General features: G+C 75.1%; 23 protein-coding genes. 10 read left to right on the top strand and 13 right to left on the bottom strand.

The annotated features are described in order from the left end of the window. Positions 1–70 precede the first annotated feature (70 nt). Entirely contained in the window at positions 71–1,018 is a 948-nt protein-coding gene (locus AB0M97_RS19180; RefSeq protein ID WP_365962072.1) for a chaplin, read from the top strand. 65 nt (positions 1,019–1,083) lie between these two features. Here AB0M97_RS19180 and AB0M97_RS19175 read toward each other — a convergent pair whose 3' ends face one another. Beyond that, positions 1,084–2,370: an ATP-grasp domain-containing protein gene (locus AB0M97_RS19175; protein WP_365962071.1), complete on the bottom strand. Its 1,287-nt coding sequence runs from the start codon at positions 2,368–2,370 to the stop codon at positions 1,084–1,086. A 124-nt stretch (positions 2,371–2,494) separates the two neighbouring features. Between AB0M97_RS19175 and AB0M97_RS19170 the strand changes: the two genes are divergently transcribed. After that, positions 2,495–3,688, top strand: coding sequence for a glycosyl hydrolase (locus AB0M97_RS19170; RefSeq protein ID WP_365962070.1), 1,194 nt, complete (start codon positions 2,495–2,497; stop codon positions 3,686–3,688). Between the two features lie 25 nt (positions 3,689–3,713). Here AB0M97_RS19170 and AB0M97_RS19165 read toward each other — a convergent pair whose 3' ends face one another. The 8 genes from AB0M97_RS19165 to AB0M97_RS19130 all read right to left on the bottom strand — a co-directional run bounded on the left by AB0M97_RS19165 (position 3,714) and on the right by AB0M97_RS19130 (position 13,315). Beyond that, complete coding sequence (locus AB0M97_RS19165; protein ID WP_365962069.1) at positions 3,714–4,826, bottom strand: GNAT family N-acetyltransferase; 1,113 nt, start codon at positions 4,824–4,826, stop codon at positions 3,714–3,716. Further along, positions 4,823–5,479, bottom strand: coding sequence for a lipopolysaccharide biosynthesis protein (locus AB0M97_RS19160; protein ID WP_365962068.1), 657 nt, complete (start codon positions 5,477–5,479; stop codon positions 4,823–4,825). Before AB0M97_RS19160 ends, AB0M97_RS19165 begins: the two co-directional genes overlap by 4 nt. Continuing rightward, positions 5,476–6,627, bottom strand: a complete 1,152-nt coding sequence (locus AB0M97_RS19155; protein WP_365962067.1) for a glycosyltransferase — start codon at positions 6,625–6,627, stop codon at positions 5,476–5,478. Before AB0M97_RS19155 ends, AB0M97_RS19160 begins: the two co-directional genes overlap by 4 nt. Further along, positions 6,624–7,400 (bottom strand): polysaccharide deacetylase family protein, encoded by a 777-nt coding sequence (locus AB0M97_RS19150; protein WP_365962066.1) that lies wholly within the window; start codon positions 7,398–7,400, stop codon positions 6,624–6,626. Before AB0M97_RS19150 ends, AB0M97_RS19155 begins: the two co-directional genes overlap by 4 nt. 63 nt (positions 7,401–7,463) lie before the next feature. After that, positions 7,464–9,266 carry a lipid II flippase MurJ gene (locus tag AB0M97_RS19145; protein WP_365962065.1) on the bottom strand — a complete coding sequence of 601 codons (1,803 nt, stop codon included), beginning with the start codon at positions 9,264–9,266 and terminating at the stop codon, positions 7,464–7,466. A 77-nt stretch (positions 9,267–9,343) separates the two neighbouring features. Then, on the bottom strand, positions 9,344–10,693 hold the full coding sequence (locus AB0M97_RS19140) for an O-antigen ligase family protein (RefSeq protein WP_365962064.1): 1,350 nt from the start codon (positions 10,691–10,693) through the stop codon (positions 9,344–9,346). Positions 10,694–10,697: 4 nt separating this feature from the next. Beyond that, on the bottom strand, positions 10,698–12,119 hold the full coding sequence (locus tag AB0M97_RS19135; RefSeq protein ID WP_365962063.1) for an exopolysaccharide biosynthesis polyprenyl glycosylphosphotransferase: 1,422 nt from the start codon (positions 12,117–12,119) through the stop codon (positions 10,698–10,700). Further along, positions 12,116–13,315, bottom strand: a complete 1,200-nt coding sequence (locus AB0M97_RS19130) for a glycosyltransferase family 4 protein (RefSeq protein WP_365962062.1) — start codon at positions 13,313–13,315, stop codon at positions 12,116–12,118. Before AB0M97_RS19130 ends, AB0M97_RS19135 begins: the two co-directional genes overlap by 4 nt. A 290-nt stretch (positions 13,316–13,605) precedes the next feature. Here AB0M97_RS19130 and AB0M97_RS19125 point away from each other — a divergent pair, with 290 nt between their 5' ends. The 8 genes from AB0M97_RS19125 (at position 13,606) to AB0M97_RS19090 (ending at position 18,756) form a co-directional block, all read left to right on the top strand. Beyond that, on the top strand, positions 13,606–13,845 hold the full coding sequence (locus AB0M97_RS19125) for a chaplin (RefSeq protein ID WP_365962061.1): 240 nt from the start codon (positions 13,606–13,608) through the stop codon (positions 13,843–13,845). Between the two features lie 248 nt (positions 13,846–14,093). Next, positions 14,094–14,804, top strand: coding sequence for a hypothetical protein (locus AB0M97_RS19120; protein ID WP_365962060.1), 711 nt, complete (start codon positions 14,094–14,096; stop codon positions 14,802–14,804). Between the two features lie 204 nt (positions 14,805–15,008). After that, positions 15,009–15,326: a hypothetical protein gene (locus AB0M97_RS19115; protein WP_365962059.1), complete on the top strand. Its 318-nt coding sequence runs from the start codon at positions 15,009–15,011 to the stop codon at positions 15,324–15,326. A gap of 130 nt (positions 15,327–15,456) precedes the next feature. Further along, positions 15,457–15,954, top strand: a complete 498-nt coding sequence (locus tag AB0M97_RS19110; protein WP_365962058.1) for a DUF5949 family protein — start codon at positions 15,457–15,459, stop codon at positions 15,952–15,954. After that, positions 15,954–16,571: a vitamin K epoxide reductase family protein gene (locus tag AB0M97_RS19105; protein ID WP_365962057.1), complete on the top strand. Its 618-nt coding sequence runs from the start codon at positions 15,954–15,956 to the stop codon at positions 16,569–16,571. Before AB0M97_RS19110 ends, AB0M97_RS19105 begins: the two co-directional genes overlap by 1 nt. Positions 16,572–16,688: 117 nt before the next feature. Then, positions 16,689–17,201: a hypothetical protein gene (locus AB0M97_RS19100; RefSeq protein WP_365962056.1), complete on the top strand. Its 513-nt coding sequence runs from the start codon at positions 16,689–16,691 to the stop codon at positions 17,199–17,201. A 210-nt stretch (positions 17,202–17,411) separates the two neighbouring features. After that, positions 17,412–17,909, top strand: a complete 498-nt coding sequence (locus AB0M97_RS19095; RefSeq protein WP_365962055.1) for a tyrosinase cofactor — start codon at positions 17,412–17,414, stop codon at positions 17,907–17,909. Beyond that, complete coding sequence (locus AB0M97_RS19090; protein ID WP_365962054.1) at positions 17,893–18,756, top strand: tyrosinase family protein; 864 nt, start codon at positions 17,893–17,895, stop codon at positions 18,754–18,756. The genes AB0M97_RS19095 and AB0M97_RS19090 overlap by 17 nt, the downstream gene beginning before the upstream one ends. A gap of 130 nt (positions 18,757–18,886) precedes the next feature. On the opposite strand, the gene AB0M97_RS19085 is transcribed toward AB0M97_RS19090, so the two are convergent. The 4 genes from AB0M97_RS19085 to AB0M97_RS19070 all read right to left on the bottom strand — a co-directional run bounded on the left by AB0M97_RS19085 (position 18,887) and on the right by AB0M97_RS19070 (position 22,408). Further along, a complete protein-coding gene (locus AB0M97_RS19085) occupies positions 18,887–19,192 on the bottom strand; it encodes a chaplin (RefSeq protein ID WP_365962053.1) in 306 nt (101 codons plus the stop codon). Between the two features lie 152 nt (positions 19,193–19,344). Continuing rightward, positions 19,345–20,229, bottom strand: a complete 885-nt coding sequence (locus AB0M97_RS19080) for an STM4011 family radical SAM protein (RefSeq protein ID WP_365962111.1) — start codon at positions 20,227–20,229, stop codon at positions 19,345–19,347. Positions 20,230–20,246: 17 nt separating this feature from the next. Beyond that, the gene (locus AB0M97_RS19075) at positions 20,247–21,605 is read right to left on the bottom strand and encodes an STM4012 family radical SAM protein (RefSeq protein WP_365962052.1); all 1,359 of its coding nucleotides are present in this window, start codon (positions 21,603–21,605) and stop codon (positions 20,247–20,249) included. After that, the gene (locus AB0M97_RS19070; RefSeq protein WP_365962110.1) at positions 21,602–22,408 is read right to left on the bottom strand and encodes an STM4013/SEN3800 family hydrolase; all 807 of its coding nucleotides are present in this window, start codon (positions 22,406–22,408) and stop codon (positions 21,602–21,604) included. Before AB0M97_RS19070 ends, AB0M97_RS19075 begins: the two co-directional genes overlap by 4 nt. Between the last annotated feature and the right edge of the window lies 1 nt (position 22,409).

Genomic DNA, 22,409 nt, shown 5'->3' with positions numbered 1-22,409 from the left:
CGGCCTCGGACGCTCAGTTCGCGCTCCGAGGCCGGCCTTTCCCATCTCTTCAAGCAGGAAGACCACGAGATTGCGACAGACCCTGAGCAGGGGAATGGTCGCGGCCGCCGCCGCGACGAGCATTCTGTCCCTGTGCGGCAGCCCCGCTCTCGCCGACTCGGACGCGAGCAGCACCGCCTCGGATTCGCCGGGCGCCCTGGCCGGCAACAACGTCCAGGCTCCCGTCGAGGTGCCGCTGAACCTGTGCGGCAACTCCCTCAACGTGGTGGCCGCGCTCAACCCCACGTTCGGCAACACCTGCGCCAACGAATCGCACTCGGACCACCACGGTCCGCACCACGGTTCCCACGACGGGTCCCACGACGGCGGCTCGCACGGCGGCTCCGACAGGGGCTCGCAGGGCGGCTCGGGTGAAGGCTCGTACGGCAGCCCCGGTGACACGTCCGGCCACGGCGGTGACACCTCCGGGCACGGTGACGACGCGTACGGCCACGGCGGTTACGGCGATTCCAGCAGCACCAGTGGCTCCGGCGGGGCCTCGGCCGAGGGCGGCGCGGTGGGCTCGCCCGGCGTCGGCTCCGGCAACCACGGGCAGGTCCCGGTGGACGTGCCGGTGAACGCCTGCGGCAACACGGTGAACATCATCGGCATCCTCAACCCGGTCTTCGGCAACGACTGCGAGACGTCGGGCTACGGGGACACCCCGCCGAGCAAGCCCCCCAAGACGCCGCCGCACGAACCGCCGGGGACGGGTCCCCACGAGCCGCCGGGCACAGGTCCCCACGAGCCGCCGAAGACCCCGCCCGCCCCGCCCGAGGACACCTCGCCGCACACCCCTCCGGTGACGCCGCCGGACCACGGTGCGCCGAACCCCCCGTCCACGGAGGGCGACCACAAGCCGCCCCAGCTGGCCGACACCGGCAGTGACTCCCTGCTGGGCGCCTCGGCCGCGAGCGCCGCGCTCATCCTGGGCGGTGCCATCCTCTACCGCAGGAGCCGTTCGGCTTCCCGCCGGTAGACCACCGGGTGCCGGACCACCACCCGTGGTCCGGCACTCTGCGTGCCCCCCCCGCGACCCGCACCTCAGCGGCTGCCCGCCCTCTCGTCGCCGGGCAGCCCGCTCGATTCCGACGGCGCCGTCGCCTGCCGTACGACACGCGGGCGTTCGTGGGCCGCGCCTCCCGCGCGCAGGCGGTGCCGCGCGCGGTCGAGCAGCCGGCCCGCCGCATGGCGGCCCCACAGCCCCCACATCGCCCAGCCCGGCGCCCGGTCGTCCCGCGCCCACCAGGCCCACTCCCGGCCGCCGTCCGGGGCGCGCCGCAGCGCGGTCAGGGGCGCGTAGTTCTCCACCACGAACATCCGCCCGGGCCGCGCCGCCCCGTCCGGCAGCGGCCGGTGCGTCAGGTCGAGATGCAGGGCGCGTACGACGTCCAGGCCGGCCGTGTCGGTGAACAGCCGGAACTGGGCGCCCGGCCGCGGGTTGAAGTCCAGCAGGTGACAGCGGCCCGTCGTGCCGCAGCGGCGGAAGTCCAGGTCGAAGACGCCCCGGTAGCCCAGCGCGCCCGTGATCCGCTCGGCGAGCGCCCGCACCTCGGGGTCGGGCGTCCAGCGGCCGACGGCTGTCAGGCCCGCGCCGCGCGGCCAGGCGGACAGCTTCACCCCCGAGCCGCCCGCGCGGACGACGCCGCCCCGGTCGGCGTACCCGTGGAAGAACCAGTCGCGCTCGGGGCCCGGCGGCAGGAACTCCTGGAGGAGCAGCCGGCTGCCCGCCTCCCCGGCGCGCAGATACAGTTCGCGCGCCTCCCGCGCCGAGCGCACCACCACCGTGCTGCGCAGCCCGCCGCCCGCGGGCAGCAGCCAGGGCCGGCTCCACTTCGCCACCACCGGCAGCCCCAGCCGCCACGCGGCGCGGGACGCCTCGGCCGGGCTGTCCGGGACCAGCGTCCTGGGGTGCGGCACATCCACGGTGGGGCACAGGGCGGCGAGTTCCGCCTTGTCCGCGACGCGCTGCGGCAGCGTGCCCGGCTGCTCGGGCAGCAGGAAGGCGGGCGTCAGCTCCGCGCGCATCCGGCCCACCGCGACGGCGCCCGCGTCGTCCATCGGGATCAGCACGGCGGGCCGCGCGAGCCGGGCGGCCACACCGCGCAGTACGGCCGCGATGTCGGCCGGGGAGGCGCCCGGCCGCGGCGGCGTGTGCAGTTCGGTCACGAAACGGGACGTCCGCACGGGGCTTTTCCCGGCGTCGGCGACGACGTGCACGTCCACGCCCGCTCTGCCGAGTGAACGCACGGCGCCCAGGGTGCCGTGATGAAAGGGATTCCGGTCGATCCGCAGCAGAACGGCGGGGACGCGGGTGTCGAACAGCGACACGGACTCATTCCCTTCTGTTGTCACCGGTGCGGACGAGCCAGGCACTCGAAAGCCGTAACGGCGGTGGCGTGATGGTCATTCATATGACTCAGTGTCAGTAACGACTTCCGAAAGAGGAGCGGGTATGACCCCACGAAAGCGAAGGGTGCGGACCCGGCGGCTCGCATGCGTCGCGGTGACGGCCGCCGCGACGGCCACCCTGGTGTCCGGCTCGGCCGCGGGGGCCGGACAGGACGACGGTCCTTCCCCCGCGGCCTCGTCCGCGCCCACCGCCACGACGACGCCACCGGCCGCGGGCAGCCCCGCCTTCGGCGCCTACCTCCACTACGGCGAGCCCGGCGTCGCCCGTATCGACGGGCTCAGCCGCTGGCTGGGCGGCGCCGACCTGCGGGTCGGCCACACGTATCTGCCGGGCGACCGCTGGAGCAACATCGAGGGCGCCCCGAACTTCCTGGAGGCCTGGGCCGACTGGCGCAACGCGCGGGAGGACCGCGTGTTCGTCCTGAACGTGCCCATGCTGGAGCGCAACGAGGCGGGCGTCCCGGACCACGAGGTCCGCCGGCTGCTGCGGCAGGGCGCGGCCGGGCAGTTCGACCACCACTTCCGCGCGCTGGCCGAGCGGCTGGTCGCGCTGAAGGTGCCGGACACCGTCCTCGTGCTCGGCTGGGAGATGAACGGCGTCACCTACACCCACCGCTGCGGGCCGGACCCGGAGGCCTGGAAGACGTACTGGCAGCGGATCGTCACCACGATGCGGTCGGTGCCCGGCCAGGAATTCCGGTTCGACTTCACGCCCAGCCGAGGCCGGGACGCCATTCCGTGGACGCAGTGCTATCCGGGTGACGACACGGTCGACATCATCGGCATGGATTCCTACGACCAGCCGCACGGAATGCCGTTCGACGAACAGGTGAGAGAACCGTACGGGCTTCAGGCGCACGTGGATTTCGCCAAGGCGCACGGAAAGCCGATCTCCTATCCCGAGTGGGGGCTGTTCCGCAACGGCGACAACGCCGAGTACATGCGGCGCATGCTCGCCTGGATGGACGAGCACAAGCCGCTCTACAACACCCTCACGGACTACTGCCCGCACGGCGTGTGGATGTGTTCCGCCAATCCCCGGGCCGCCGAGGTCTACCGGTCCGTCCTGTCCGGCCGCACCGGCGGCCCGGCCGAACCGCCCACCAGCCCCGACCCGACCCCTCCGGGTACTCAGCCGCCGGCGCACTGCTCGCCGCTGGACCTCGGCGACTGGGTCGAGTACTGGCTCGGCGGGAAGCTGTGCCTGCGTCTCGACTGGTGGTCGCGCACCCGGTAGGCGCCCCGTCCGGCGGCGGGCGGGATCAGGACCCGCCGCCACCGTGGCGCTCCCTGTACCGGCGCAGCAACTCCTTGGCCCGGCGCCGGGCGGCGACGTCGCACAGCACCGCCGACATCAGCGGGGCCGTGCGGCGCCGGGCCAGCAGCAGCCGCTGGTTCACGACGCGTTGCGGACGCCAGCGGTACTTGTACGGTTCGTCGCCGCGCAGCAGGCTCAACGTGTCGTGCGTGCCGTCCTTGAGGTGGGTGGTGGCCGCGTCGAGCAGCATCACCGCCACGTCCGCCTTCTGTTCCCGCAACCTCGGGTGGGCGCCGTAGAGGTAGCCGCCCGCGACCCGCGGTGACAGCAGGGTGAGGTCCACGGCCACCACGTCGCCGTCCATGCGGAACTCGGTGACCACCGCGTCCCCGGACCGGGTCATCGCCGCCACCGACCGCGTCAGATGCTCCCGGAACCGGTCGCGCAGGTGCTCGGACGTCACCTTGCGGTCCTGCCACTGCAACCGGTGCAGCTCCAGCAGCCGTGTCATCGCCGCGTCCGCCTCGTCCGGGCTCACCACGTGCCGTTCGACGCCGAGCGCGTCCAGCCTGCGCAGTTTGGCCCGCGCCCGCTGCTGGGACTTGCCCGCCGGGAGCCGCGTGACGAGCTGCGGCATCGGCACGGCCGGCAGCTCCAGGCACAGCGAGTCGTCCACCCGGCGGCGCGGGCCGCGCCAGTGGGCGTAGACCTGTTCGGCCGCGCCGCCCGGCCGTACCTCGCGCAGGTCGACGAGCGCGGTGCGGGCCGCGGCGGACAGGGCGTCGGTGAGCGCGGCGACCGCGCCCTCGCCGTGGTCACCGGCCACGAGCACGTCGCCGTAGTCGGAGATCGCCCCGCCGAGCGGCACCAGCGCCGGGACCGGCCGCCGCACCCGCATCAGCGGCGCCGCCGCCACCAGCTCGCCGTCCGGGCCGCCGTCGCGCACCAGCAGCAGCCGCAGCCGGCCGGGCGCGCCGTACGACAGCCACCAGGAGTGCAGCCAGGCGTGGCTCTGGAACGGGGTGGCGGACGGGCAGCGCCGGTACAGCCGCCCCCAGTCGGCGGCGAGCGCGGCGAAGTCCGTCTCGGCGGTGACGAGCCGGGTCGTGTACGTCACAGCTGACCGTGCACGTCGGCGGCGGTCGCCGGGCCCGGCACCGGGGCGGGGCGCCCGGGGTCGGCGGCCGTCCGGCGCGGCCGGGCCAGCAGCGCGAGCCCGCCGAGCAGGCCGCCCGCGCTCGCCCCCACCAGGCTCGTCAGCCCGGCGGAGGCCGACGACGGCTCGGTGGGGCTGGTGGCGCGGGCGAACTGCTGGAGTTCGACGCTGGTGTCGTCCTCGGCGTCGGCGGCGTGCCGGGTCAGGGCCCGGGAGACGGCGTTGGCCATGTCGGCCGCGAGGTCGGGCCGCGAGGAGGTGGCCGTGAGGGCGACCATCGGCGCGTCCGGCGAGGTCGCCGTGCGCACGCTGTCCCGCAGGGTGCTCACCGGCACGCCCGCCCACACCTGGGCGTCCCCGAGCACCGCGAGCTGGGTGGCGACGCGGCCGTAGGCCTGCGCGAAGCCGAGTGCGGTGGGCGGGTCGGACTTCTCGCCGGGCACGGCGACGACGTAACTGGTGGCCGTGTACGTGGGCGGTGTCACCAGGCCGTACCCGCCGCCGAGCAGGGCGCCGGCGAGGACGCCGGCCGCGAGCAGGGACCAGGGCGGCAGCGCCCGCGCGCGGGCCAGGAGGCTCGCCGGGCGGCGGAGGTGTGCGGTGTTGTCGGTCATGAGGTGCGGGCTTCCTGGAGGGAGGGGGACGATGAGCTGGACAGGGCCGTCGCGTACACGTCCATGAGCCGGCCGGCGCTGCGCGTGATGCAGTAGTGGCGGGCGGCCTCCGGCACCTCGCGCGGGCCCGGGCCCTGGCGCCGGACGTCCGCCAGGGCGCGGGCGAAGGCGTCGGGGCCGCCGGTGACGCGCCGGGCGGCGGGCGCGGTGTGCCGGGGCAGGTCCTCGAGCGCGGGGCAGGACGTGTACAGGACGGGCAGGCCGGACGCCAGCGCCTCGACGACCGCCAGCCCGAAGGCCTCCTCCGGCGACGGCGAGACCAGGACGTCCATGGCGGCGGCGAGCGCGGGCAGGCCGGGCCCGGGGGAACCGTCGGGCAGGCCGGGGCGTTCCCCGGTGAGCAGCACCCGGTCGGCGACGCCGGCCTCGTGGGCGACGCGCCGCAGCACGTTCTCCTCGGGGCCGCCGCCCACCAGCAGCAGCCAGCAGTCACCGGGCAGCCGGGCGAGGGCGCGCACGGCGGTGTCGAAGCGTTTGCCCGCGGTGAGCCGCCCGATCGAGCCGACGACGTACGCGTCCTCGGGCAGGCCGAGGCGCCGGCGGGTGCGGTGCCGCACGGCGGGGTCGAAGCGGAAGCGGTCCACGTCGATGCCGTTGGGGACGACCGCGATGCGCGGCGCGGGCACGCCCCAGCGGGTGAGGCGGGCGGCGACCGTGGGGGAGACGGCGACCGTGGTGCGGCCGAGGCGTTCACCCGCGAGGTAGAGGGCGCGGACGCCCGGAGTGAGGGGGCGGCCCTCCATCTGGGAGTCGCCGAGGGAGTGTTCGGTGGCGACGACCGCGCGGACGCCCGCGAGCCGGGCGGCGAGCCGGCCGTACAGGCAGGCCCGGTAGAGGTGGGTGTGCACGAGGTCGTAGCGGCCGGACCGGATCAGCCGGACCAGGCGGGGCAGCGCGGACAGGTCGCGGTTGCCGGACATGCCGAGGTGGACGACCCGCACGCCGTCCGCGGCCAGCCCGGCGGCGACCGGGCCGGGGTTGGTGAGCGTGACGACGTCGCACTCGACGGGCAGGTGCCGCAGCAGCAGGCGCAGTTGCTGCTCGGCGCCGCCGATGCCGAGGCCGGTGATGACGTGCAGCGCCTTCACCGCGGTGCCTTTGCCAGCGGGTCCCGCACGGGCCGGCGGCGCAGCCGGTGCAGCCGGTGCTTGAGGAACAGGCGCACCGCGGTGTCGTTCTGCCCGATGTGCACCCGGGGCAGCGCGTACCGCCCGCTGAGTTCGCCGGGGTCGATGGCGCACGCGTACGCGTACCCGGCGTCCCGCACGGCGTCGGCGGCGCGCCGGTCGACGGTGCCGTACGGGTAGCAGAACCCGGCGACCGGAGCACCCGTCAGCTCCGCGAGCAGCGCCCTGCTGTCGGCGGCCTCGGCCCGCAGCGCCGCGTCGTCCGCCTTCGTGAGGTCCACGTGGGTCAGGCCGTGCGAGCCGATCTCGATGCCCTCGGCCGCCGCGCGCCGGATGCCGTCCGCGGTGAGCAGGGGCTTGCGCGGGCCCAGCGGGTCCCAGGCGTTGTCGCCGCCGAGCCGGCCCGGCAGCACGAACAGGGTGGCGCCGCAGCCCCGGCGGCGCAGCACGGGCAGCGCGTTGCCGAGGAAGTCGGCGTACCCGTCGTCGAAGGTGAGGCCGACCAGGCCGTGGCCCTCGCCCCGGGCGCGCGCGGCGAGCAGGTCGGCCACGGACACGCCCCGCAGGCCCCACCGCGCGAGCAGGCCGAGCTGCGCGTCCAGGCGTTCGGGGGTGACGGTGATGCGGTACGGGTCGTCCGAGCAGTCGCCCACGGAGTGGTACATCGCCACCCACGGGACCGCCGGGGCGGTGCGGGCGGCCCGGGTGCGGAGGGAATCGACGGAAGCGGCCATGTGCGAGCCTTCGGGTCGGGGGTCGGGGGTCGGGGGCGTGGGGAACGGGATGCGGGTCGGGGGCTAGGGGGTGTCGTCCGGATCGCCGCGGACGGGTCCGCGGTGCCGGGGGCGGCGCAGCGCGCGGCGGAGCGCGACCCGCGCGCGGGGGGTGGCGGGCGTACTCCGGTGCCGCGGCGGCGCGGTGAGGTGCCGTGCCGGGTGCCGCGGACCCGGGGTGATCCGGACGGCACCCCTCAGGCCCTGCGCGCCGAGCACCCGGCCGGCCAGGACGAAGACGACGGTGACGGTGCACGCCCCGGCGGCGAGCCCCGGCAGCGGTGCGGCGACGTGCCGGGCGGCGAACGCGCCGGCCAGTGCCGCGGCCACCGCGGCGAGCAGCGCCCTGCCCAGCTCGGCCAGCACGTGGCGGGTGCGGACCGGGACGCTGCGCGGGCCCATGCCGTGCAGCAGGAGGGCGGCGGTGACGGTGATGCCCGCGGCGTTGGCGGTGGCGATGCCGGCGACGCCCCAGGGGCCGACCGCCCAGGTGCCCGCGCCCGCGGTCACGACGATGCCCGCGGCCATCGTGCCGAGCGGGTACCAGCTGGGGCGGCCCGCCGAGAAGTACGAGCGGACCAGCGCCCCGACCAGGGTCTGGGCGAGCAGCCCGAGCGCGTACACCCGCATCACGCCTGCCGTCGCGGCCGTGTCGCGGGCCGTGAACGCGCCGCGCTGGAAGAGGAGTTCGATGATCTGCGGGGCGCAGGCGACGACCGTGGCCGCGCCCAGCAGCACCACGCAGGCGGCCAGCGCCACGTCCCGCTCCACGCGGGTGCGGGCCCGCTCGGTGTCGCCCTCGGCCACGGCCCGCGCGACCAGCGGGAAGGTGACCGTGCACAGCATCAGCGACAGGGTCATGGGGATCTGGGCGACCTTCTGCGCGTAGTTCAGGTGCGAGATGGCGCCGGCCGGCAGGGACGAGGCGAGGAACCGCTCCACCAGCACCTGGGACTGCCGGCACAGCGCGAACAGCAGCACGGCGGCGAGGAGCGCGAACCCCATCGGCGACCCGCCCGCCCCGTCCCCCATCTCCGCCGGTGCGGACCGCCGCCGCAACTGCCGCCACAGCGCCGGCAGTTGTACGACGACCATCAGGCAGCCACCCGCCGCGACCCCGGCCGCCGCCGCGCGCACCCCCCACCGTCCGCCGAGGGCGACCATGGTGGCGATGATGCCGGTGTTGTACGCGATGTAGATGGCGGCGGGCGCGAGGAACCGGCGGTGGGCCCGCAGGGCGGCGCCGCAGTACCCGGCGAGGCCGAAGCTCAGCACGCAGGTCGCGGTGAGCCGGGTGCAGTCGACGGCGAGCCCCGGGTCGGGTAGGCCGGGCGCCAGGACCGCGACGAGCTGCGGCGCGGCGAGGACGATCAGCGCGGCGACGGCGGCGAACGCGAGCGCCAGCCGGGGCAGCGTGGCGGCGACCAGGGCGCGCACCGGGTCGCCGGGTGCACCCTGCGCGCGGCGGGCCAGGGCCAGGCTGAACACCGGGATCAGCGCGAAGGCCAGCCCGTCCTCGATCAGCAGCGTGGCCGCGAACTCCGGCACGGTCCACGCGACGAGGAACGCGTCCGTCGCACTCCCGGCCCCGAACAGCCGCGCCAGCGCCTGGTCCCGCCCCAGCCCCAGCACGGCCCCACCGACGGACAGCGCGGCGGTGAGGAACGTCGCTCTGGCGAGAAACTTGCCGGTGGCGGGGGTGAGTTCGTCGGTGGTGGCGGGAGGGCCGGCGGGGGCGGGGGTTCTGCCGGACGTGGTGGTGCCCGCGTCCGCGTCCGCGCCCGAGCCCACGCCCGCGGCGAAACCTCCGGCCGAACCGCTGCCCACCGGCGCGGCACCCCCCGCGCCCCCCACCACACCCGCACCCCCCACAACATCCGCGACCACGTCCACACGTCGTGGCGTCACCGCCTGCCCACCCCTTCCGCCATCCGTGCCGCGGCCTCTCCCGCATCCCCGTGCGCCGCCCCCGCGCACGCGTCCTCGGCCAGGGCCCACCGGGCCGCGAGGCCCAGGGACACGGCCGTCAGGACGGTCGAGGGGCCGCCGATGTCGGCGTACGCGAAGTCGGTCAGCAGCCAGACGAGGAGCCCGCAGGCGACCAGCCCGCAGTCCAGGCCCTGCCCGGAGCGCCGCGCGCGCGGCAGCCTGCGCAGCGCGCACACCAGCAGCGCCAGCCAGCCGCCCACCAGCGCCAGCAGGCCCAGCAGGCCCTGCTCGGCCAGCACCAGCAGGTACATGTTGTGCGGGGACAGCAGCGGCTGCTTGCGGAACGCGGCGCCCGCGCCCTCCGTGTCGCTGCCCGACGACAGGGCGAGTGAGGCGTGCGTGTCCCGGTACTCCGGGAAACCCTTCAGGCCCACGCCCGTCACCGGCTGCTCGCGCCACATGCCGACGGCCGCCGCCCACATCGTGTACCGGTCGGTGACCGACTGGTCGGGCGCCGCGGTGACCCGCGTGATGCTGCTGATCCTTTCCTGGAGCATCGCCGTGCCGGCCCCGAACCCGCCGACCAGCACCACGCACGCTGCGGCCACGGCGGCGCCCGCCGTCAGCGCCCGCCGCACCCCGGCGAGCAGCAGTTGCGCCGCGCAGGTCAGGGCCGTCGCGATCCACGCCCCGCGGCTGAAGGACACCGCGAGCGGCACGACCAGCAGCAGCGCGCACCCGGCGGCCACCGCCCGGTGCCGTACGGAGTCCCGGCCCAGCGCGAGACCCACCGCGCACACCAGGCCGAGGGACACGACGGTCGCCATGCCCATCACGTCCTGCGCCCCGAACGTGCCGACGGCCCGGACCTGCTCGCCCTGGTACGAGGCGCCGGTTCCGGTGAGGTACTGGTGCGTGCCGATCACCCCCTGCCACCCCGCCAGCGCCACGAACGCCCAGGCCAGCAGCCGGACGTCACGCCGGTCGCGGACCAGCAGCAGCACCGCCGCCGGGACCAGCGCGAAGACCTGCGCATAGCGGCCGAGCCCGGTGATCCCGGCCCCGGGGGACACGGCCCCCAGCGCCGCGATGCCGGCCGCGGCCACGGGCAGCGCGAACAGCACGGCCGCCGTACGTGGCAGGGGGCGCCGCCGGTCCCGTACGGCACGGATCGCGCAGTACACCACCAGCAGCGCGGAGGCCGCGTCGGCGGGACCCGCGCCGCCGTCGCCGCCCGCGCCGTGCGGCAGGGCGAGCAGCGCGACGACCCCGACCACCGGCAAGGCCGGCGGCGGTGACCCGGCGCGGGGCGGTGCGAGGCGCATCCGGTCAGCTCCCCGTCGGCCGCAGCAGCGCGGCGGCGGTGCGCAGCAGGATGCAGACGTCCTGCCACAGCGACCAGTTGTCGATGTAGGCGTTGTCGAACCGGGCCCGGTCCTCGATGGAGGTGTCGCCGCGCAACCCGTTGACCTGGGCGAGGCCGGTGATGCCGGCGCGCATGCGGTGCCGGGCCGCGTAGCCGGGGTAGGTCTGGCTGAACCTGGCGACGAAGTACGGCCGTTCGGGACGCGGGCCGACCAGGCTCATGTCGCCCCGGAAGACGTTCCACAGCTGGAGCAGCTCGTCCAGCGAGGTGCGGCGCAGGAAACGGCAGAACCACGGCATCCGGTGCTCGTCGGCGACGGACCACCGGGTCGCCGACTCGTGCTCGTCGACCGGGCGGTGGGTGCGGAACTTCAGCAGCGTGAAGGGCCTGCCGTCCTTGCCGATGCGCTCCTGCCGGAACACCACCCCCGGCCCGTCGGCAAGCCGCAGCGCCACCGCGCACACCAGCAGCAGCGGGCTGACGGCGACCAGCAGCACCCCGGACACCACCGCGTCCAGCACCCGCTTGCCGGCGCCGCCGTCCCGCCCGCCGCCCAGGTCGAGGCGCCGGCAGGAGAACCCGGCGATCCGGTCCCGGCTCTCGTACGACGGTGAGTCCGCGTCGACCTCCCACACCGCACAGCCCGACTCGGCGAGCGCCCGCAGCAGCGGCCCCTGCTCGGTGCGGACCGCCGGGTGCACGGTGAGCACCTCGCGCACCCCGTTCTGGATGAGCGCCCGCTCGACCTCCTCACCCGTGGTCAGCACCGGCAGCCCTTCGATGCCGTCGGGGCGTTCGGCGACCACGCCGACCGGCCGCACCCCGCACCGGGGGTGGCGCAGCACGGCGGCGGCCACGCGCTGCGCGGTCGCGGCCGGTCCGACGACGAGAGCGGCGCGCGGCCGGCGCAGCAGGGCCGCGCGCCGCCGCCAGTGGACGGCGCCGCGGCCCGCGCAGCCCGCCGCCGACTGCACGGCGAACCCGAGCAGCAGGGTGCGGGCGGACAGCGCGTGGTGCGGCGCGTACGCGGCGACGGCACTCGCCACGGCCAGCCAGGCCACGGCGATCCGGCCGCAGACGGCGGGCAGTTCGTCCAGCACGGCCGGCATCCGGCGGCTGACGTGCGGGCGCAGCAGCAGCGACGCCGCCACCAGCGACGCGACGAGCAGCGGCCGGCGCTGGGCGCCGGTCAGCGCCAGCGCGCCCAGCACCGCGGCCACGCCGTCGGCGGCGATCAGCGGGAGCGGCGACGCGGCGCGCGCGGGCGGCCGGGCGGCGGGGAACCGGAAGCCCGCGTCGCCGCGCGGCGGCAGCACGCCGAGCGGCGGCAGTCCGAGGTCCCGCGGCTGCCCGGCGGGGGTGGGGACGGTGCTTTCCGCGGTCACGAGTGGATCGACTCCCTGTACTCGGAGGACGCGACGCGCTCCGCCGGCCGGTCCGGCGCGGCGGCCCCTCCGGCGAGCAGGTCGCGGTAGACGTCCGCGACGGCCGCGGCCGTGAGGCGTACGTCGTGCGTGGACAGGACATGCCGGCGCCCCAGGCGTCCCAGGGACGCGCGCAGCGGCGGGTCGAGCAGCAGCCCGGTGACGGCCCGGGCCAGCGCCGCGGGGTCCTCCGGCGGCACCAGGCAGGACGCGGCGAGCGCGCCCGGCAGGCTCTCCCGGGCGCCGTCCACGTCCGTCACGACCACGGGCCGTTCGCAGGCCATCGCCTCCAGCGGGGCCAGCGCCATGCCCTCCCAGCGGGACGGCAGGACGACCAGATCGGCGGCCCGGTACCAGGGCGCGGCATCGGCGACCGCCCCCGCGAACAGCACGGACCGCGGCGCGCGGGCCGCCAGCCGGGCACGGTCGGGCCCGTCGCCGACCAGCACCAGCCGCGCCCCGGGCACCCGCCGCAGCACCGGGCGCCAGGCCCGCAGCAGGACGTCCTGGCCCTTCTGCCGGCACAGCCGCCCCACGCACACCACGAGCGGCGCCCGCGGATCGAGCCCCGCCACCAGCGGCAGGCGCCCCCGCGCCGACTGCGCCGGTTCGGGGCAGAAACCCGCGGGGTCGATGCCGTTCGGGACGACGCTCCACCGGCCCCCGACCCCGGCGCGCACCCCGCGCAGCCGCTCCGCCTCGCTCACGCACACCACCCGCCCGGCCCACCGCGCGCCCCACCGCTCCCAGCCGAGCGCGAGTGCGCCGGTGACCCCGCCGACCGCCTCGAACGACCAGGCGTGCGGCTGGAACACCGTTGCGGTCCGCCCCCGCACCGCGAGCCGCCCGGCCAGCCCGGCCTTCGCGCTGTGCGCGTGCACCACGTCGGGCCGTACGTCCGCGACGACCCGGGCCAGCCGCCGCACCTCCCCGGCCAGCGCCGGGCCCGGCGAACGCGTCGCCTCCCAGCGCCGTACGTCCGCGCCCAGCGCCCGCAGTCCGGTGGCGAGCGGTCCCTCGGGGCAGGCCACGGCGACGCGCAGTCCGGCGGCGAGCTGAACCCGCGTCAGGTCCGTCACGACGCGTGCGACACCGCCGTCCACGGGCTGGGTGACGTGCAGGACCCTCGGCGCGGGGTCGGTCGGTGACGGGTGCATGCGCGGCTTCCTCGCTCACGGGTGGCGCTCGGGAGGTGGACCTGGGCGGTGACATGGGGCCGGCGTCGAGGGCGTGCCAGGGGCGCGTGCCGTACGGGTGTCGGGTGAGCCGCCACACTAGTCGTCAAGCGGACTAAATCGGCGAAACCGCCCAAGTGTGTCGGAATGGTGAAAAACTCTCTTGTCGTGGAATCACCCTCCCGGCGGCACAACCTGAGGGTGTGTCACGCGTTGACACAGCGCCGGGCATCCGCCCGGATGTTTGTGTCAACCCCAAGGAGCACCTCTCCATGTCGCGTATCGCGAAGGGCCTGGTCCTGACCTCCGTCGCCGCCGCCGCGGTTGCGGGCAACGCCGGCGTCGCCACCGCAGACAGCAACGCCAAGGCCGTCGCCGCCCACTCCCCGGGTGTCATCTCGGGCAACGTCGTCCAGGTGCCGATCCACATCCCGGTCAACTTCTGCGGCAACACCATCAACGTCATCGCCTTCCTGAACCCGGCGTTCGGCAACACCTGCGTCAACGACTGACGTCCGCACGCAGCCCTGTCACCGGCCGCCCTCCCGTGGTTCTCTCCCGGGAGGGCGGCCGGTTTCGCTTGCCCCGAATGGGGCCAGGGGCGCCGCCACGGACGGCGGGCCGTGACGCGCCCCCTCACCTGCTGCGACGCGGAGATGGCGGACAGCGCCCGCTCGCCGGGTGTGTACGTACGGTTGCAGAGCGCAGTGGCCGCTTCCACGGTGGGCTCAAGATCCGACGCACATCGAAAGGAACCCCCATGCGCCTGCCCGCACGGCGACTCGCGACCACCACGCTCACCGCCTTCCTCCTGATCGGGGTCACCGGGCCCGCCGCCATGGCGGCCGGCAGCGACTCGTCCCGGGGGCACACCGCCGCGGTCGCCCAGGCACCCGTCGCCGACGCCAAGGCCCTCCTCGCCCAGGCCAAGAGCCTCGGCGACCTCAGCAGCACGCTGAAGCCGGCCACCGAACTGCTGACCGCCGTGCTCAAGGCGGACAACGGACGGCTCACGCCCCAGGAGTCGGCCCAGCACGCCGCCGCCGTCAAGGACGCCATCGCCAGAATCGGCGTCGCCCCGGCCACCACCCTGCCCGCCCCGGCGTCCGCGCCCGCGCCCGACGTGCGGGCCGACGCGCTGGTCGCGCTCCAGGCGTCCGTGGACACCCTGCTCAAGGTCTCCGCCACCGGCGACGCCGGGCAGGTCCAGCCCGCCGCCACCAACCTGCTGACCGGCCTCGTCAACGTCGTCGCCGCGACACTGCTCGGCGGCGGGCTGCCCGCCCCCGACCTCGCGGGCCTGCCCGCCCTGCCGAACCTGCCGGCGTCGCAGCGGCCGTCCGCCTCCCAGCAGTCCACCGCCCAGCTGCCCGCGTCCCAGCAGCTGCCGACGCAGAACCTCCAGACGGGCGGCCTGCCGACGGGCAACCTGATGTCGGGTCTGCTGTCGGGACTCCTGCCCACCGCCTGACCCGGGCGCCGCCCGGGCCCCCGTGCCGCTGCGCCGGTCGCACCGACCGGCGCAGCGGCATTTCATATGGCCGCAGAAACGTCCGGGCGCCGGAGTTTCCGCACCGCACGGGGATCGTTGTGCACGGCGTCAGAACCCTTCCGGATTCCCTCCGGATGCCACGGATCTCCTCCGGCGACCCGAGTCGCCGAAGAAAGGACCCCGATGAAGTCCCTGAAGGCCGCCGCCGTCGCCGCCGGTTCCCTGGCCCTCGCGGGTGCCGCCGCGCCCGCGTTCGCCACCGAGACCGCCGACCTCACGCCCACCAGCCTCAACGGCGCCGTGAACACGCTGACCGCCCGGGCTCCCGGCATCGTCAACGAGGTGGCCGCGCAGGGTCCCGGCGACCTGATGCCGCTGCAGAGCCAGTCCCGCGCCCTCGACACCGGGAACGCGGACTCCCCGCTCAGCACCGTCGACAGCGCCACCAGGACGCTCAACGCCCCGGGCGGGCTGCTCGGCGGCCTCCCGCTGAAGGGCTGACGCGCGTTCCGCCGCCGCCGGTGGCACTGTTCGAGGACCGTCCCTCGTTCGTGTGGACGCGACGAGGGCCTTCCCCCGGTCGGGTGACGACGCGGCCGGGTGTGTTCACGTACGCCGATAAGGTCGCGCGGTGACCTCAACCACCGGCGCACCGCGTCCTTCTCGGCCCGCCGACCCGGGCACGCTCGTCGTGATGTCCTGGAGCGGCGAAGCCCCCGGCGGCGACATGCCCTACCTCCTCGCCTACACCCTCGGGGACGCCCCCGCCGGCCCCGAGGCCGCCTCCGCCGCCCTCCGGGACCTGCTGGAGCAGGGCGGCCTGCCCGTCGGCGGCGACCTCGTCGACGGCAACGCCCGGCCGGACCTCTCGGTCAGCATGCACATCGACTCCGGCCAGGCCGTCGTCAGCATGCCGGGCTTCGACGCCCGGTGCACCCCGCCGCCGGAGTGGCTCGCGGCGGTCGGGGCCCGCGGCTTCGCCTACTTCGTGTTCACCACCCGGCCCTGGCCCGAGGCCGTGCCCGGCAAGCCGATCGACCCCGAGGCGCTCGCCGCGTTCGCCGGCGCCGACGAGACCCTGAACGCCGCGGCGCACATCGTCCTGCCCGCCCGGGACCCGCGCGGCTGATGTCCGGTTCCACGGCACAGCACGCGCGCCGGGGGCGCCGGGCATCGGGCGCCGGACGCGGACTCGCCCTGCTGCTGGTGGTCACCGGGGCGGCGGGGCTGCTGGCCTCCTGGGTCATCACGCTCGACAAGTTCAAGCTGCTCCAGGACCCGGACTTCACGCCGGGCTGCAGCCTGAACCCGGTGGTGTCCTGCGGCAGCGTCATGGAGAGCGACCAGGCCGCCGCGTTCGGCTTCCCCAACCCGATGCTCGGCCTGGTCGCCTACGCCGTCGTGATCTGCGTCGGCGTGAGCCTGCTGGCCGGCGCCCGGTTCCCCGGCTGGTACTGGCTCACGTTCGCCGCCGGATGCCTCTTCGGCGTCGGGTTCGTGTCCTGGCTGCAGTACGAGTCGCTGTACCGGATCAACGCCCTGTGCCTGTGGTGCTGCCTGGCATGGGTCGCCACCATCCTCATGTTCTGGTACGTCACGTCCTACGGCGTCCTGCACGGCTTCCTGCCCGCGCCCCGCTGGCTGGCCGCGTTCTTCGGCGAGTTCACCTGGCTGCCGCCGGCCCTGCACCTCGGAATCGTCGGCATGCTGGTCCTCACCCGCTGGTGGGACTTCTGGACGAGCTGACGGTATGTCCGTCGTACTACTGGGGCACACGGGGGATTCTTGCGCTGGTGCCCGGTCCCGGATCGTTACGCGGTACGGACTCCCCGCCATCCAATCCTGAAAGGGACCGTGCCTGACATGAAGCCGACCACCCGAGGAACCCTTGCCGCCGTCATCACCGGCGTCGCCGCCGCGATCGGTGCCGCGACCCCCGCAGTGGCGACCGGCGCGGTCCCCGTGCCCGTACCCCTGGAGGGCGCAGAGAACTCCCTCGGCATGGAACTGCCCGAGATCGGCGCCGACGTGCCGCTCCTGAAGCCGGGCACGCCCAACGGGCCCCGCTACGCCGAGGGTCGCCTCCTCCCCGACCGCACCGTGCCGCAGCTGCCGGTCCGCGGCGGGCTGCCCGGCCTGAGCGTGCGCCAGCCGCTGCCGCAGCTCCTCGGGGACGGCTTCGACCACGCGGGCGTCGAGGTGCCCGCCGCCGACCTGCGCACCCTGTCGCCCGGCCTGGACGTGGACACCCCGCTGACCGCCCCGGGCTCCCGCAGCTTCGGCCTGCCCGGCGCCAAGCTGCCCGAGGCGGGCGTACTGGCCCCGGTCGTGCAGGCGGTGCCGGCCGCGCACCTGGGCCTCGGCGCCGGACTGTAACCGGGCCGCGCCGCCGGTTCGCACGGGTGACGCGGCGGCGGGCGGCACGGGTGACGCGTCGGGGCCGCACAGGTGACGGAGCGGCGGACGGCACGCCCGGGCCGTCGGCCGTCCGGGGCATGTCTCTCACCGCTTCGGCCCCGCCGCGGTGACCGTGCGGCCCGCGCCGCGGTTACCGCTGCGACAACCGAACCGGACGAGGAGCACACCATGGTCGTCAGCGACGGCGCAGCGGCGGACAACGCGGGGCACGGGCCGGAAGACCCGGGCGGAACGGAGCCCGGACGGGGCGGAGGCGGTACACGCCGGGGTGTGGTGCGCGGGCTGCTCGCCTCCGCGGTCGCCGCGGCACTGACCCCGGTCCTCGCCGCCTCCCGCCCGCCCGCCACGGCGGCAGAGGACCACGGTGGCCCGTGGGACACGGCGTTCGACGAGATGTACCGCGGGCGCCGCATCCGCGGCGTACGCAGCCTCGAGGGCCGGCTCGCCGGGGCCGGCGTGTGGCGGGTCACCGTGGACGGCCGGCCGCTGCACCTGATGCGCCGCGCCGACGGCACCTGGCTGACCATGGTCGACCACTATCGCTCCTACCCCACCCCGCTGGAGGCGGCCCGCGCGGCCGTCGACGAGATGGGGCCGGGCCGCCGGCTGCGCGACACCGGGACCGGCCACGGGCACGAGGGGGGACACCATGGCGTACACCCGTAAGGACGTCAGCACGCTCACACGCGGCGAGCGGCGCCGGTTCGTGAAGGCGCTGCTGGAGATCAAACGGCGCGGCGAGTACGACGAGTTCGTGCGCACGCACATCGAGTTCTACACCTCGGACGGCGAGAAAGGCCTGCGGACGGCCCACATGGCGCCGTCCTTCCTGCCGTGGCACCGCCAGTTCCTGCTGGAGCTGGAGCGTGCCCTGCGCCGGGTCGACTCGTCGGTGACCGTGCCGTACTGGGACTGGACCAAGAACCGCAGGGCGACCTCGGTGCCCTGGACGGACGACCTCCTCGGCGGCACCGGGCGGCGCTCCGACCGCCGGGTCACGACCGGGCCCTTCGCCTACGCCGAGGGCAACTGGATCCTCAGGGAGAACCTGACCGACGAGGAGTTCCTCACCCGGGACCTCGGCCGTCCGCGCGACCCGATCGAGCTGCCCACCGGGGGCGACCTGGAGTGGGCGCTGAACGACCCCGTCTACGACACGTCACCCTGGGACTCCACGTCCCGCAAGGGCTTCCGCAACAAGCTGGAGGGCTGGGGCTCCGGCCGGGGCAGCAGCTCGTGGCGCAACCACAACCGCGTGCACCGCTGGGTCGGCGGGGCCATGGTCGGCGGCGCCTCCGTCAACGACCCGGTGTTCTGGATGGTGCACTCCTTCATCGACCTGCAGTGGACGCGGTGGCAGCGCCGCCACGGCGCCCGCTATCTGCCGGCCAGGCCGCCCGCCCCCGGCCACCCGCAGCGCGGGCGGGTCGTCGCGCGGCACCAGAAACTGCCGCCCTGGGACGTGACACCGGACCAGCTGGAAGACGTGAGCCGCATCTACCGGTACGCCTGAGCCCTGGCCGGTTGTCACGGACAGGTGTCACGGACAGGGGGAGAGCCCCGGTGCTCGTCGCCGAGTCACCGGGGCTCTCTCCGCGTAGGTGCGCGCGGATCTCTCCGCGAGCGTTTCCGCGGACGGACGGTCAGTGACCGTAGCCGTGGTGGCTCTTCTTGTAGTGGTGGTGGCTGGTCTTCTTGTAGTCGTCGCCGCCCTTGTTGATGCAGGTGTTGCCGAACGCCGGGTTCAGCAGAGCGATGACGTTGACGGTGTTGCCGCAGATGTTGATCGGGATGTGGATCGGCACCTGGATGACGTTGCCCGACAGGACGCCCGGGGAGTTGGTGGCAATGGCCTTGGCGTCCGCGTCCGCCATGGCCAGGCCGGCGCTGCTGATCACCATGGCACCCGTGCCGAGGGCGACTCCAGCAGCCTTCGCGATGCGAGACATCACGTTCTCCTTTTGACTCGGTAAGTGTGACAGCAGGACGAGCCGTCGCACTTACCCTTCAACGCGGCAGCTGCGGACCGGTCACGGCATTCCGGCATGGATCCCGCTTTTTAAACACGAACGCCGCACACGCGGTACGGGAAAGGGCTGCTCTACGGCGTCATCGGCAGCTCTGCGAGCGGCGGGACGCCCCCGGTAGCGGCCGGGATGCGCTCCAGGACGCCGCCCGCGAACACGTCGTACAGCGGCAGGGTCTCCAGGTGGACGTAGCCGATGTGGCAGTCGCACACGGCGAGCGGGCAGGGGCGCGGGCGCAGGGCCCGCCGGTAGGAGCCGTCGTAGAGGTTGCCCAGCTCCGACCGGACGAAGTGGCAGCGGCGCACCGTGCCCTCGCCGTCCACCGAGATGACGGACTCTCCCGTCCGGCAGGGCAGGCCCGCGCTGCGGTGCGGGTGGCGGCTGTAGGGGAACAGCGGGTCGAGGGCGGTCCAGTCGCCGGCCTCGGCGTCCGTGTAGGTGTGCCCCTCGGCGGCGTTGACCCACAGGTACACGCGGGAGGGCAGGTCGGCGCGCAGGCGGCGCGCCTGCTCCAGGTGTCCGGGAAGGCCGACCACGCCGACGCTGTGGCGCACGCCCCGGGCCGCCAGGTCGTGGCACTTGGCGAGGAAACGGTCGTACGGCGTCTGACCCGGGTGGAAGGTGCACCACAGGGCGAGCGTGTCCAGGTCCGCGCCGGCCGTCCAGTCCGTGCGGCAGCTGAGATTGGTCTGGATGGCGACCCGGCGGATGTGCGGCAGCCGGCTCAGCTCCGTGAGCGCGCGCCGGTACCAGGAGCGCACCAGGCCCTCGCCCCACGGGGTGAACAGCAGGGACAGGCGGTCCTCCCGCTGCCCGGCCGCCCATGCGGCGAAGCGCTCCAGGGCGGCCCGGTCGGCGGCCAGCTGGGCGGGGGTGTCCCGGCGCTTGGCGAACGGGCAGTACGGGCAGTCGTAGTCGCACGACGCCAGCGGGCCGCGGTACAGGATCGTCAGGTCCATGGCGCTCTCGGGCTCCGTCACTTCGGCTCGTACGCGGCCATGCGGGCGCGCACGGCGGCGGAGAACAGCTCGGGGCCCAGCGCGTCGGAGTGCGCGAGCCCTTCGGGGGAGAGCCGCAGCAGGTCCGGTCCGGCCGAGTCGTCCAGCCAGCCCCGCTCGCCGAACCGGGCGAGCTCGGCGGCGAAGTCGTCGCCGGGCGCCGTGCCGAAGCGGGCCCGGTAGTCCGCCACGGGCATGCCCTCGGCCTGGAGCAGCGACTGGAGCAGATGGCGGCGCCTGGCCTCCTCGCCGTTCATCCGCCAGCCGAAGTCGGCGCGGCCGAACTCCTCGGTGCCGCGGGCGGTGTAGTCGTCGATGATGCCGCGTATCCGGTGCATGTCGACGGCGTAGTCGAACGAGTAGTGCAGCTCGGACGTGTACGAGCGGGCGCCGCAGCCGAGGCCGACCATGCCGTCGGTCTGGCAGGCGTGGTCCCCGCCGCCGTCCGCGGGGGTGTCCGCGCGGCGGAACATGCGCATCGACACCTGCTCGTAGCCCCGCGCGAGCAGGTGGTCGCGGCCGTGGCGGTACAGCCGCAGCCGCTGGGCGTCCCACTCGGCCTCGCCGGACACGGGGCCGCCCCGCCGGTCGAGGCCGGTGCGCGGGCGCACGTACAGCGGGTAGAGGTACAGCTCCTCCGGCCGCCAGGCGAGCGCGGCGTCGAGGGACCGGCGCCAGGACGCCTCGGTCTGGCCGTCGATGCCGTAGATCAGGTCGATGTTCAGGACGGGGACGGCGGTGTCGCGGATCCGGGCCAGGGCCGCCTCGACGTCCGCGCGGCGCTGCGGGCGTACGGCCGTGCGCGCCTCGGCGTCGAGGAAGCTCTGCACGCCCAGGCTCAGCCGTGTGGTGCCGCGCGCCGCCAGCACGGCCAGCCGGTCGGCGGTCACCGTGGCGGGCGAGGCCTCCACGGACAGCGGTACGGCGGCCAGGTCGGCGCCGAGCCCCCGCTCGGCGATGTCGCACAGCCGCTCCAGCTCGGCTGCCTCCAGGAATGTCGGAGTGCCCCCGCCGAAGGCCGCGTTGGCGAACCGCGTGCCCTCGCCCAGGGCGTCGCGGGCGGCTGCCGCCTGGCGTTCCAGCGCGTCCAGATAGGCGGTCGTCAGGCCGTCCGGCGCCCCGATCCTGGTGAAGAGGTTGCAGAAGCCGCAGCGCACCTCGCAGAACGGGATGTGGAAGTACAGCGAGAGGGCGTCCTTCGGCTCCCCCGCCCACAGCTCGCGCAGCGACGCCTGCCCGGGGGGCAGCGGGCGGTACGCGGTCTTGTGCGGATACGCGTAGACGTAGTGCTGGTAGGGGCGGACGGCCGGTGGGGCCGTCGCGGTGGTGGTGCTCATCGGGCCTCGTCGAGGAAGAAGTGGGCGTAGGGAACCGTCCAGACGACGTCGTGGCCGATGCGATGGCCGGTGTAGCCGTCCTCGCCGTAGGCGGTGCCGTGGTCGGAGCAGACGATGGCGAAGCACGGCCCGCGGCCCGCGGCGGCGTCGAACAGCCGCCCGATGTGCCGGTCCACGTACTCCAGGGCCGCGGCGTGGGTGGCCCGGGTGTCACCCGCCTCGCGGGTCGCGCCGGGCAGGTGGAACCAGTTGGGCTGGTGCAGCGCCGACACGTTCACGAAGAGGAACAGGCGCTGCCGCGGCGGGAGCCCCGCGACCACCTTCTCGGCGCACGCCACCTGCGCCTCGAACGACGTGGGGGACGCCACCCCGAATCCGGGCTCCCAGTGGCTCTCCTGGAACAGCCCCGGCAGCACCGAGCCCAGCGGTCCCTGCTTGTTGAAGAAGCCCACCCCGCCGATGCAGACGGTGCGGTAGCCGACGGCGGCCAGACCCGACACCAGGTCCGGCGTGTCGTGGACGAAGGTGCCGTCGGCGGTGGTCTCGCTGCCCGCGAAACGCGCGGCGAACAGCCGGGGGTGCGGGCCCGGAGCGGCCGGCGTCGGCAGGAAACCCGCGAACATCGCCTGGTGGGAGGCGTAGGTGAAGCTGCCGGGGGCGTGCCGGCGCTCCCAGCCGCCGTCGGGCAGGTGCCGGGCCAGGTGGGGGATGCGGCCGGCCGCGGCCAGCTCCTGCGCCACGTCGTAGCGGAGCGTGTCCAGGGTGACCAGCAGCAGGTCGTGGCTGCCCACGACCTCGTTCATG

The sequence above is a fragment of the Streptomyces sp. NPDC051207 genome, assembly GCF_040682395.1.
Lineage (GTDB): Bacteria > Actinomycetota > Actinomycetes > Streptomycetales > Streptomycetaceae > Streptomyces.
This window is presented reverse-complemented; position numbering and strand designations above follow the sequence as displayed.